General features: G+C 70.9%; 9 protein-coding genes, 1 tRNA gene and 1 pseudogene. 1 reads left to right on the forward strand and 10 read right to left on the reverse strand.

Translation table 11 applies throughout. The annotated features are described in order from the left end of the window. A pseudogene (locus tag DEJ35_RS15650) lies at window positions 1–318 on the reverse strand (multidrug DMT transporter permease); the annotation flags it as partial. Between the two features lie 39 nt (window positions 319–357). On the opposite strand from DEJ35_RS15650, the gene def reads away from it, so the two are divergent. Beyond that, entirely contained in the window at window positions 358–933 is a 576-nt protein-coding gene (gene def / locus DEJ35_RS15655; protein ID WP_111124006.1) for a peptide deformylase, read from the forward strand. A gap of 58 nt (window positions 934–991) precedes the next feature. On the opposite strand, the gene DEJ35_RS15660 is transcribed toward def, so the two are convergent. The 9 genes from DEJ35_RS15660 to dnaG all read right to left on the reverse strand — a co-directional run bounded on the left by DEJ35_RS15660 (window position 992) and on the right by dnaG (window position 12,029). After that, window positions 992–1,480, reverse strand: coding sequence for a hypothetical protein (locus tag DEJ35_RS15660; protein ID WP_111124007.1), 489 nt, complete (start codon window positions 1,478–1,480; stop codon window positions 992–994). A 155-nt stretch (window positions 1,481–1,635) separates the two neighbouring features. Next, window positions 1,636–1,708, reverse strand: a tRNA-Asn gene (locus DEJ35_RS15665). A 115-nt stretch (window positions 1,709–1,823) separates the two neighbouring features. After that, on the reverse strand, window positions 1,824–2,834 hold the full coding sequence (locus DEJ35_RS15670) for a D-isomer specific 2-hydroxyacid dehydrogenase family protein (RefSeq protein ID WP_258376384.1): 1,011 nt from the start codon (window positions 2,832–2,834) through the stop codon (window positions 1,824–1,826). After that, entirely contained in the window at window positions 2,831–3,760 is a 930-nt protein-coding gene (locus tag DEJ35_RS15675) for an ATP-binding cassette domain-containing protein (protein WP_110862089.1), read from the reverse strand. The genes DEJ35_RS15670 and DEJ35_RS15675 overlap by 4 nt, the downstream gene beginning before the upstream one ends. A gap of 148 nt (window positions 3,761–3,908) precedes the next feature. Next, the gene (locus DEJ35_RS15680; protein WP_111124008.1) at window positions 3,909–5,606 is read right to left on the reverse strand and encodes an ABC transporter ATP-binding protein; all 1,698 of its coding nucleotides are present in this window, start codon (window positions 5,604–5,606) and stop codon (window positions 3,909–3,911) included. Further along, the gene (locus tag DEJ35_RS15685; protein WP_110862085.1) at window positions 5,603–6,646 is read right to left on the reverse strand and encodes an ABC transporter permease; all 1,044 of its coding nucleotides are present in this window, start codon (window positions 6,644–6,646) and stop codon (window positions 5,603–5,605) included. Before DEJ35_RS15685 ends, DEJ35_RS15680 begins: the two co-directional genes overlap by 4 nt. A 2-nt stretch (window positions 6,647–6,648) precedes the next feature. Further along, window positions 6,649–7,725, reverse strand: a complete 1,077-nt coding sequence (locus tag DEJ35_RS15690) for an ABC transporter permease (protein WP_083404423.1) — start codon at window positions 7,723–7,725, stop codon at window positions 6,649–6,651. Window positions 7,726–7,842: 117 nt separating this feature from the next. Then, window positions 7,843–9,459, reverse strand: coding sequence for an ABC transporter substrate-binding protein (locus tag DEJ35_RS15695; protein WP_111091405.1), 1,617 nt, complete (start codon window positions 9,457–9,459; stop codon window positions 7,843–7,845). Window positions 9,460–10,109: 650 nt separating this feature from the next. Beyond that, complete coding sequence (gene dnaG / locus DEJ35_RS15700) at window positions 10,110–12,029, reverse strand: DNA primase (protein WP_111193128.1); 1,920 nt, start codon at window positions 12,027–12,029, stop codon at window positions 10,110–10,112. Window positions 12,030–12,055: the final 26 nt, after the last annotated feature.

Raw genomic sequence — 12,055 nt, forward strand, 5'->3', positions numbered from 1 at the left:
GACCAGCGCCACGGCACCCAGGGGCTGCACGACGATCAGGGGCGCGAACGTGATGCTGACCAGCTGCAGGACCACCGCGATGCCGAGCATGAGTGTGCCGAGCACCCAGTAGCCGCTCGAGACGAGTCCGACCACGTGCCGGACGCTCAGCCCCTTCGACTGCCGCCCGAGACGCGCCTCGACCCGCTGCACCCCGCGGCTCTGGAACTGTGCCCCGAGCGACAGGAACACCGCACTGATCAGGGCCACCGGGATCATCAGCGCCTGGAACGGCGTGAGGTTGCTCACGGCGTCCGGCAGCTGGAGGTCCGTCGTCACGCGTCGAGGCTACCGTCCCCCGCCGGATAACCTGGGTGAATGGCCGTTCTCCCGATCCGCATCACCGGCGAACCCGTCCTGCACGAGCGTGCAGCCGAGGTCACCGCGTTCGATGACGACCTCCGCACGCTCGTCGCCGACATGCTCGAGACCATGGACCTGGCCCCCGGCGTCGGCCTGGCCGGACCGCAGGTGGGCGTCGGCAAGCGCCTGTTCGTCTACTCCTACACCGATGACGACGACGTCCTGCACCGGGGCGCCGCCGTCAACCCCGTGCTGTGGATCACGCCCCCGGTCCCCGAGTCCGTCGAGGAACTCGACGAGGACGAGGAGTCCGAGGGCTGCCTGTCGATCCCGGGCGAGCGGTTCCCGCTCCGCCGCTCCGAGAGCGCCCTGCTGCGCGCGTTCGACGAGCACGGCACCCCGTTCGAGGTCGAGGCGCACGGCTGGCTGGCCCGGATCTTCCAGCACGAGTTCGACCACCTGGACGGCTGGCTCTACGCCGACCGCCTGGTGCACCCCTACGGCAAGCAGGTCGCCAAGGCGATCCGCAAGAGCAGCTGGGGCGGGCCCGGCCAGTCCTGGTTGCCGGGTCGCGACCACCCCGAGGGCTGACGCCCGTCCCGCCGCCGCCGGCCCGGCGCCGGTGCGGCGGTCGGCCTGGAGGCCCGGCTCAGCCCCGGTAGGCCGCCAGTGCGTCCCGCAGGTGGTCGGTCTCCGGGTGCCCGGGGCAGTACCGCAGGAGGCCTGCGGCCACGTGCGCACCGCGCTCGTCGGCGACCGCCGACGTCCACGGGTCCGAGCCACGCACGGCGCAGGCGCTCGCGAGCTCGACCAGGGTCGCGTCGCCACGCGCCGCCGTCACCGCGGCCTGCTGCTGGCTGGACGGCACCGAGCCGGTCAGGCGCTTCGCCGAGCAGTCGGCGCGCTCGGCCTCCCACACCGCCGAGTAGGTCGTGTAGGTCGCACTGTCCGATCCGTCGCTGTTGCAGACGAACGCGAAGACCACCGGCGACGCTCCCGAGCCCAGCCCCGTGTCCGAGCTCGTCGGGTCCTCGGACGCATCGGTGTCGGGGCCGACACTGCTGCAGCCGGTGAGCACCGCCGTCACGGCGACGACGACGCCCAGGAGCGCGAGTCGAGGCGAACGAGAACGGTGCACCTGAGAACGCTAACAGCATCGACCTGGCGTGAGCCGCGCGATCGTCGATCCCGGTGCGCTGGCTCAGGCCGGCAGTGGGCTCCGCCGAGCCTGACGAGGGCGCCGGATCGTCGGGAACGCAAAAGGCCCCCACCCCGAAGGATGAGGACCTGTCGCTCCCCGAGTTGGACTCGAACCAACAACCTGCCGGTTAACAGCCGGCTGCTCTGCCAATTGAGCTATCGAGGATCACTGTTCGCTGGCGAATGACGTGCGAACAACGGGTAACAGCATAGCAGGACCCTGGCGCCCTCCACCGCATCGGACACGCCGCCCGGGCGCGCCGCGACGTGGAGCCCCCGTGTCAGTACCCGGCGTCCGGGTCGACGACGCCGACGAAGCCCTCGCCGTCGCCCCTGAGGAACGCCGCGGCGTTCAGCCGGACGCGCTCGGCGAGCAGGGGCGCGACCATGTCCGGGGTGTCGGCCTGGTGCGGGGTGATGACCGCGCCGGTCTCGGACCACAGCGGGTGACCGTCGGGCAGCGGTTCGGGGTCGGTGACGTCGAGGCCGGCCGCGGCGATCTCCCCCGTGCGCAGGGCGTCGACCAGGGCGTCGGTGTCGACGAGTCCGCCGCGCGCGATGTTCACGAGCCGGGCGGAGGGTTTCATGATCCGGAACTGCCGCTCGCCGAAGAGCTTCGCGGTGCCCGAGGTCATCGCCGCCGCGATCATCACGACGTCGGCGTCGGGCAGGACCCGGTCGAGCTCGTCGGTGGTGACGGTCCGCGCGGCTCCCGGGACGGGGTCGGGCGAGCGGCGCACGACGGTGACGTCGACGTCGAACGGCGCGAGCAGCCGGAGGTACTCGAGCGCGATCCCGCCGGCACCGATCACGACGACGTTCCGCCCGTACAGCGAGACACCCTCGGGCTCGGTCGCCCACGACGACGCACGGGCGCGCTTCTGCAGGACCCGGAGCGTGCCGAGGGTCAACGCCAGCGCGTGCTCGGCGACCGGCTCCGCGTACGCACCCTTGGCCGAGGTGAACAGTACGCGGTCGCCGTGCTCCTGGATCAGGTGTGCGAAGGCGTCGACGCCGGCGAACGGCAGCTGCACCCAGCCCACCCCGGGTGCGGACGACAGGGCGTCGGCGAGACCGGACGGGTCGCGGGGGTCGAGCCAGACGACCCCGCGGGTGTCGGCGTCGAGCGGCGCGACGGTGCCCCCGGCCTCGGTCACGGCGTCCACGTGCAGGTCCGTCGGCTCCGGCAGCACGGCGACGGGCCCGGGCTGCGGGGCCTCGATCGGCAGCGGTGCACCCGACGTGGGGACGACGGCGCGGTGACCCCGTGGGCCCTGGTCCGGGGTGCTCATGCGTTCTCCTGACGGTCGGTGCGCGGGCCGGTGCCGGCGGCGAGCGGACGGCGCGGCGCCGACGAACGGCGGGACGTGCTCGGTGCCGGACGACGCTTCACCCCGCGGGCCGCGGTCGAGGCGAGGGTCTTCACGTAGGGGTCGACGGGGTTGTCGAGGACCTCGTCGAAGGTGCCGAGCCCGACGAGCCGGGCATCGGCCATCACGGCGACGCGGTCGGCGAGGGCGCGGGCCTCGCGCAGGTCGCTGGACACGACGACGGCCGAGAACTGCCGGCCGCGCTGCAGGGTCGCCAGGGCCTCGAGCACGGACTGCCGCACGAGCACGTCGACGCCGCGTGCCGGTTCGTCCGCGACCAGCAGCTGGGGCTCGAGCACGAGCGCCTTCGCCAGGGCGACACGCTGGCGCTGACCGCTCGAGAGCTCCCACGTGTTCAGGCGCATCGCCCCGAGCGGCAGGTGCACCGCGTCGAGCAGCCGGGCCACGATGAGCCCGGCCTCGCGCCGGTCGAACCGGCGGTCGCGTGCGTAGATCGGTTCGGCGACGGCCTCGCCCACGGTCAGGTCCGGGCTGAGCCGGTCGGCGCCGTCCTGCGGCAGGTAGCCGATCCGACCGCTCAGCCGTTCGAGCTTGCGCGACGAGGGACGGAGGCCCCGGGTCTTCTGGCCGAGCACGGTCAGCTCGCCGCCGACGATGTGCCGACGGAGGGCCCCCTCGCCCTCGCCGTGGGATCCGAGCTGGCCGGCGATGGCGGCGGCGAAGGTCGACTTGCCCGAGCCCGACTCACCGAGCAGGGCGAGGATCTCCCCCTGCCGGACCGTGAGGCTCACGCCGTCGACGGCCCGGATGGACTCGCCCCCGCGTCCGCCCCGGTACTCGATCGACACGTCGTCCGCGACGACCGCCGGTCCGTTGACCGCGATCATGGGTCCCCTTCCACGCCGCCCCCTGGCGGCGGTTCGCGACGGACCGCCCTGGCAGGTCCGTCGTGCGTACAGCAGTGGAGCCGACCACCCTGGAGGCCCGGCGTGCGTCGACGACGCTGGCCGGGCCTCCAGGGTGGGTCGCCCCGGGTCAGGACCCGGCGTGCTCCAGTCGCTCCAGCGTACGCCGTCGCTCCGCCTGCTCCGCTGGATCCGGCACCGGCAGCGACGCGAGGAGCCGCTGCGTGTAGGGGTGCTGCGGCGCGCCGAGGACCTGCGCCGTCGTGCCCGTCTCGACCAGGTCGCCGCGGTACAGCACCGCGATCCGGTCGGACAGCGCGCCGACGACCGCGAGGTCGTGGCTGATGAACAGCGAGGCGAAGCCGAGGTCCTGCTGGAGCTCGAGGAAGAGCTCGAGCACGCGCGCCTGCACGGACACGTCGAGCGCACTCGTCGGCTCGTCGGCGATGAGCAGCTTCGGCCGGAGCGCGAGCGACCGGGCGAGCGACGCGCGCTGGCGCTGCCCACCGGAGAGCTCGTGCGGGTAGCGGTCGCCGTACGCGGCCGGCAGCTGCACGGCCTCGAGCAGCTCGTCGACCCGCTTGCGCGCGGCACGGGGGCTCGAGACCTCCTTGTGCACGACCAACGGCTCGGCGACGCACTCCGCGATCGTCAGCAGCGGGTTGAACGAGGTCGCCGGGTCCTGGAACACGAACCCGATGTCCTTCCGCAGGTGCTTGAAGTCGCGTTCGCGGTACCCGAGCATCTCGGCGCCGAGGACCTTGAGCGAGCCGCCGGTGACCTTCGTCAGGCCCGCCATGGCCCGGCCGATCGTGGTCTTGCCGGAGCCGGACTCCCCCACCAGGCCGAGGACCTCTCCCGGGCGGATCGCCAGGTCGACGCCCTTGACGGCCTTGAACGCCGGCGATCCGAGCCGCCCGGGGTACTCGATCTCGAGCCCCTTCGCCTCGACCAGCGGTGTGACGTCCTCGGAGATCGCGGCGCGTCGGGCCACCCCGGTGGACGCCTCGAGCCGGGGCACCGCCGCGAGCAGCCGCCTGGTGTAGTCGGCCTGCGGCGTCGCGAACAGCGCCGTCGCCGTGGCCTCTTCGACGATCTCGCCCTGGTACATCACGGCGACGCGGTCGGCCAGGTCGGCGACCACGCCCATGTTGTGCGTGATGACGACGATCGCGGTACCGAACTCGTCACGGCAGCGGCGCAGCAGGTCGAGGATCTCGGCCTGCACCGTCACGTCGAGCGCCGTCGTCGGCTCGTCCGCGATGATGACGCTCGGCTCCAGGGCCAGCGCGCTCGCGATGACCACGCGCTGCTTCTGCCCGCCGGAGAACTGGTGCGGGTAGTGGTCGACGCGGGTCTCGGGGTCGGGGATGCCGACGCGACCGAGGTAGTCGATGGCCTTCGCCCGTGCCTCCTTCTTCGACATGCCGCCGTGGGCGCGGAGCCCCTCGGCGATCTGCCACCCGACGGTGAAGACCGGGTTGAGCGCGGTCGACGGTTCCTGGAACACCATCGCCCCGGCCGTTCCGCGCAGGCTGCGGAGCTTCTGCGCACCGACGCTCACCACGTCGGTGCCCTCGAGCAGCACCGCGCCGCCGAGCGTCGCCGTCTCCGGCATGAGCCGCAGCATGCTGCGCGCCGTGACGGACTTGCCCGAGCCGGACTCGCCGACGAGGGCGAGCACCTCGCCGGGGCGCACGTCGAGGCTGACGCCCTTGACCGCGTCGACGGCGCCGCCGTCGGTCGCGAACGTGACGGTCAGGTCGTCCACGACGACGACGGGCTCGGTGGTGGTGTCGCCCGGTTGCAGGCGGGTGGTCGGGGTCATGCGCCCGTCCCTTCCGTGTCGTTCCCGGCGTTGCGCGGTGCCTCGGCGTCGCGCGCGTCGCGTGTTTCCCGCGTTTCTCTCGTGGACACGAGTTGCTTCAGGCGTCGGCGTGCACGCAGGCGGGGATCGGAGATGTCGTTCAGGCTCTCGCCGATGAAGGTCACACCGAGCACGAGCACCACGATCGCGACACCCGGGTAGACACCGGTCCACCAGACGCCGCTCGCGACGTCCGAGAGCGCGCGGCTCAGGTCGTAGCCCCACTCGGCGCCGGACGTCGGGCCGATGCCGAACCCGAGGAAGCCGAGGCCGGCCAGGGTCAGGATCGCGTCGCTCGCGTTGAGCGTCAGGATGAGCGGCAGGGAACGGGTCGAGTTCCGCAGGACGTGCCGCGTCATGATGCGCCACGGGTTCGTGCCCATCACGCGCGCCGACTCGACGAACGCGTCGTTCTTCAGCCGGACGGCCTCGGCACGGACCACGCGGAAGTACTGCGGCACGTAGACGACGGTGATCGAGATCGCCGCCGCGATGATGCCGCCCGAGTAGCTCGAGTTGCCGCCGGAGATGACGATGGACACGATGATCGCGAGCAGCAGCGACGGGAACGCGTAGATGGCGTCGGCCACGACCACCAGGACGCGGTCGAGCCAGCCGCCCAGGTACCCGGAGACCATGCCGAGCAGGACGCCGACGATGATCGAGACGATCACGGCGACGATGACGACGAGCACGGCCGTGCGGGCTCCGTAGAGCACGCGGCTGAACACGTCGAAGCCGCCGACCGTGGTGCCCCAGATGTGCTCGGCACTCGGTGCGCCCGTGCGCGGGAAGCTCTGCCCGTCCGCGCCCTGCAGCTGGCCGAAGCCGTACGGGGCGAGGAGCGGTGCGAAGACCGCGACGAGCAGGTAGAGGGCGCAGATGACCACGCCGACGATGAGCATGGCGCGCTGCCAGCCGGTGCTCCGGCGGAGCTGGACCACCACGGGGAGCCGCTTCCAGAGCGGCTCGTGGCGGTCGACGAGGGTGGTGTCGACCATCGTCAGAACCTCACTCTCGGGTCGATCAGGGCGGCGACGACGTCGACGATGAAGTTGGTCACCGCGACGATCACCGCCAGCATCGCGACGATGCCCTGCACCGCGACGAAGTCACGGGCCGACAGGTACTGGTTGAGCTCGAAGCCCAGGCCGCGCCACCCGAAGGTCGTCTCGGTGAGCACCGAGCCGCCCAGGAGCATCGCGATCTGCAGCCCCATCACGGTGATGATCGGCACGAGGGCCGGACGGAACGCGTGGGTGCGGACGAGCCGCGATTCGCGCACGCCGCGGGACCGGGCGGCGTCGACGTACTCCGAGCCGAGCGACCCGATCATGTTCGCGCGCACCAGGCGCAGGAAGATGCCCGCCGTCAGCAGACCGAGCGTCAGCGCGGGCAGGACGGCGTGCTGCAGCACGTCGCCGATGACCGCGGCGTTGCCGGTGCGGAGCGCGTCGATGATGTAGATGCCGCTCGCGCCCGGGATGCCGTCGAGGATGAGCGACACGCGGGTCGAGGCACGGTCGCCGAGGGGCAGCCAGCCGAGCCACACCGAGAAGACGAGCTTGAGCAGCAGACCACCGAAGAACACCGGCGTGGCGTAGGTCAGGATCGCGAGCGCACGGAGCAGCACGTCCGGCCACTTGTCGCGCGTGTACGCGGCGAGCATGCCGAGCGGGATGCCGAGCACGAGCGCGACGATGAGCGCGTAGAACACGAGCTCCGCGGTCGCGCCGCCGTACGTGACGATGATGTCGGTGATCGGACGGTTGTCCGTCGACGAGGTGCCGAAGTCACCGCGCAGGATGTTGCCGAGGTACTCGAAGTACTGCACGAGCACCGGCCGGTCGTACCCGGCGGCGTGCAGGCGTTCCTGCAGCTGGCTCGGCGTGAGACGACCGCCGACCGATGCGGTGATCGGGTTCCCGATGACGCGCATCAGGAAGAACACGAGCGTCACCAGGATGAAGACGGTCGGGATGATGAGGAGGAACCTGACGAGGATGTACCGGCCGAGTCCGCCGCCACTGTTCTTGGCACTGCGTTGTGCCTGTGGCTTGGTGGGATCGGTGCCGTTCACGTCCTGCGTCGCCTCGGGAGTGCTGAGGGTCACGGGGTGTGTGCCTTTCGTCGCCGTTGCACAGGCACGCGGGCGTTCCTCGTGGGAACGCCCGCGGCCTGCACGTGGGGCTTGGTGCTACTTGCTCAGGGTGGCGTACCGGAACTTGAACGAGGCGTCGAGGGTCAGGCCCTTGACGTCCTTGCCGGCGACCGCGACGGACTTGCCCTGCAGCAGCGGCAGCGTCGAGATCTGGGTGGCCTCGCGCTCCTGGGCCTGCTCGATCAGGTCAGCACGCTTGTCCGTGTCGGACTCGGCCTGCTCCTTCGCGATGAGGTCCTGGATCTCCGGGTCGTCGTAGTGGTTCTGGACGAAGTTCTCCTTGGTGAAGAACGGCGACAGGTAGTTGTCGGCGTCGGAGAAGTCCGGGAACCAGCCGAGCTGGTACACGGGGTAGGCGTCCTTGGTGCGCTCCTGCGCGTAGGTCGTGTAGACCGTCGACTGGATGTTGACGGTGAACAGACCGGAGTCCTCGAGCTGCTGCTTGAGCAGCGCGTACTCGTCGTCCGAGGCCGAACCGTAGTGGTCGGGCGCGTACTGGATGTCGAGCTGCACCTTGCCCGTGACGCCGGCGTCGGACAGCGTCTTCTTCGCCTTGGACACGTCCGCGCCGCCGTCGCCGTCGCCGTACATCTCCTTGAACGGCTGGACCGCGCCGGTCAGGCCGTCCGGGACCATCGAGTACAGCGGGGTGAAGGTGTCGTTGTAGACCTCCTTCGCGAGCTGGGCACGGTCGACGACGTCGGCAGCGGCCTGACGCACGGCCAGGGCCTTCGCCTCGTCGGCGTCGTCCTGCCCGGTGCCGAACGGCTGGGTCTTGAAGTTGAAGACCACGTAGCGGATCTCGCCGCCGGGGCCGTCGGTGACCTTGAGGGAGTCGTCCTTGCGCAGGTCCGAGATGTCGGTCGGCGTCAGGGAGCGGTACGCCACGTCGACGTCGCCCTTCTGCACGGCGAGCTTGAGGTCGGTCTCCTTGGTGTAGTAGCTGGCGGTGACCTCGTCGGTCTTCGCCTTGCCGAGCAGGCCGTCGTACTTCGGGTTCGTCTTGTACTGGATCGTGTCGTTCTCCTTGTAGGAGCTGATCTGGTACTGGCCGGCGAAGGCCTTGCCCTTGACGATGTCGTCGGCGCTGGTGAGCTTCGTCGCGCTGAAGACGTCCTCGTCGACGATCGGACCCGCGGGGCTCGAGAGCACCTGCGGCCAGGTCTGGTCGGCGTGGTCGAGGTTGAACACCACGGTGGTGTCGTCCGGGGTGTCGATGCTCTTGAGGTTGGCCAGCAGCGACTGCGGACCGTTCTCGTTGTTGATCTTCAGCTCGCGGTCGAACGAGAACTTCACGTCGCTCGACGTGAGCTTGTTGCCGTTCGCGAACTCGAGCCCGTCCTTGAGGGTGACCTCGTAGGTGGTCGGGTTCGTGAACTCCGCCTTCGTGGCGATGTCCGGCTCGACGTCCGGACTCCCCACGGGCGTGTTCATCAGGAACGGGAACACCTGGTTCTGCACGGCGAAGGAGCCGTTGTCGTAGGAACCGGCCGGGTCGAGGGACGTGATCTTGTCCGTCGTCCCGATGCTCAGGCCGTTCAGTTCGGTGTCACTCACGCTGCTGCTCGCGCAGCCGGTCAGCACCAGCGCCGTCGCTGCTGCACCGGCGCCGAGCGCGATGCCGCGCTTGCCCCACTTGGTCACGGATGCCATGTCCGCTGCCTCTCTGGTCATGATTGCAAGAGTCCTGAGCCGGAGGGTGGTACGTCTGTGTGCCCGGCCAGGAACGCTCATTGGTATCACCCTGTCACGGAACAGAACGAACCGGGGGCGATTTGTTTACACCGCTGTAATGCACGGGCCCGTCGCGTGATGCATGATTCCGCCGGAGTCGAGCGGCGCGTCACGCACGAATGTTGCGTGGTGCAACCTGGGTCGTCGGGCGCTCGTTCCCGGTCGTGCCCGCCCCCAGAGCGCCCGAACTGCCGTCCGACGGGCCGCCAGCCGACGGTTCGTGCCACCTCGGTGGTGCGCTGGCGGCGCGTCGTGCGACCTCGCACACCCCGGCCTGGAGGCCCGCCCCACGTCCGTCCGCCCCGCCCGGCGCCCCCGGCCGACTGGTCACGACTCCCCGCCCGCCACACCCCGAGCGGTCACGTCCCGTCGGCCGGACCCCGCCCAGCCGACGGTCTGCGACCACTCGACGCCCCACACGCGACGCGTCACGACCACTCACGCACCCCCGAGAACACACGAACTGCCGCTCGCAGCCTCGCCGGGCGACAGTTCGCGCGACCCCGGCGAAGCGCACGCAGCGCGTCGTGCGACCTCGTGCACCTCCGGCACCGGCCGCGCGAAGAGGGCTAGGACGCCTCCGCGTCGGCGCGCAACCGCATCCGCTGCCCGTCGATGTCGACGAGCTGCCGCTGGATCTCGGCGCGACGCTCGGCCTGCTCGTGCGGGTCGGCGCGCTGCAGCTGGCCGAGCAACGAGGCCTTGCGGGCGAGCAGGTCGCGCTCGACCAGGGCCACGACGATGCTCCGGCAGTAGGCAGCCAGGTCCTCGGCGTTGCGCGCGGGGATCGGTGCGAGGGCGAGTTCGTGCGTCAGGGTGCGGAGGGGCGCCGGCACGTCGGCGAGCAGCCGGTCGAGCCAGTCCCCCGCGCCGATGACGTCGACGTTGGCGACCACGGCGTCCCGCACGGCGGCGAGCATCGGCGTCGAGAACGTGGCCGACGCGGCGAGCCCGAGCATCGGTGCCCCGACGGACGTGGGCTGCTGCACCATCGCCATCACGGCGTCGCGCTCCATGCGGCTGATCGGGTCGTTCGGCAGCGAACGGATCCCGGCGACGGGCTCGTCGGGGGTGTCGGCCCCGTCGGTACCGGTTCCGGCACGGCCGTCGCGCCCCGAGCCCGAGGACCGGTCGTCCTGCCCGGCGGACCCCGCACGACGCCGGGCGGTCTCGACCGACCGACGGACCTCGGGGATCTCCATGCCGAGCCAGCCGGCGAGTTCGCGCACGTAGCCCTGTGTCAGTGAGCGGTCGCGGATACCGGCGAGCACGGGGGCAGCAGCGCGCAGCGCACCGACGCGCCCCTCGACCGTCTCGAGGTCGTGGCCGTCGAGGGTGCGGCGGATCATGAACTCGAACATGGGGCGCTTGTTCGTGACCAGTCGGCGGATGGCGTCGTCACCGCGGGCGAGCCGGAGGTCGCACGGGTCGAGCCCGCCGGGCGCCACGGCGACGTAGGTCTGGGCGGCGAAGCGCTGTTCTTCCGCGAAGGCACGCGAGGCGGCACGCTGCCCGGCCTCGTCGGGGTCGAACGTGAACACGACCTCACCGTTGGCGTTCGGGTCGGCGCCGGCCAGGTCACCGAGCATCGGGCGCAGCACCTTGATGTGGTCGACGCCGAACGACGTGCCGCAGGTGGCGACGGCGGTCGTGACACCGGCGACGTGACACGCCATCACGTCGGTGTAGCCCTCGACGATGACGACCTGCTTCTGCTTCGAGATGTCGCGACGGGCCAGGTCGAGCCCGTAGAGCACCTGGCTCTTGTGGTAGATCGGGGTCTCGGGCGTGTTGAGGTACTTGGGACCCTTGTCGTCCTCGAGCAGGCGGCGCGCCCCGAAGCCGATGGTCGCCCCGGTGACGTCGCGGATCGGCCACATCAGCCGCCCGCGGAACCGGTCGTACGGCGAGCGGTCACCCTGGCTGACCAGGCCGGCGGACACGAGTTCTTCCATCGTGAAGCCGCGTCCGCGCAGGTGGTCCTTGAGCATGTCGTAGGACTTCGGCGCGAACCCGACGCCGAAGTGCTGGGCGGCCGAGGGGTCGAACCCGCGCTCCCCCAGGAACCGGCGGGCGGGGTCGGCGGCAGCGGTGGTGAGCTGCCCCGTGAAGTACTCGAGCGCGGCTTCGTTCGCGGCGATCAGCCGGGCCCGGGTGTTGTAGTCGGTGCGCGGCCCGTCGCCCTCTTCGTAGTGCAGGGTGAAGCCGATCTTCGCGGCAATGCGCTCGACGGCCTCGGCGAAGGTGGTGTGGTCCTGCGCCATGATGAAGCTGAAGACGTCGCCGTCCTCGCCGCAGCCGAAGCAGTGGTAGCGGCCGACCTGGGGTCGGACGTGGAACGACGGCGAGCGTTCGTCGTGGAAGGGGCAGAGGCCCTTCATCGACCCGACGCCCGCGTGCTTCAGCGTGACGTAGTCGCCCACGACGTCGGCGATGTTGACACGCGAGCGGACCTCGTCGATGTCGTTCCGCGCGATCCTGCCAGCCACCCCTCGATCCTAGTTCGTGGGACCGA

It is taken from the genome of Curtobacterium sp. MCPF17_051 (assembly GCF_003234595.1).
GTDB lineage: Bacteria > Actinomycetota > Actinomycetes > Actinomycetales > Microbacteriaceae > Curtobacterium > Curtobacterium flaccumfaciens.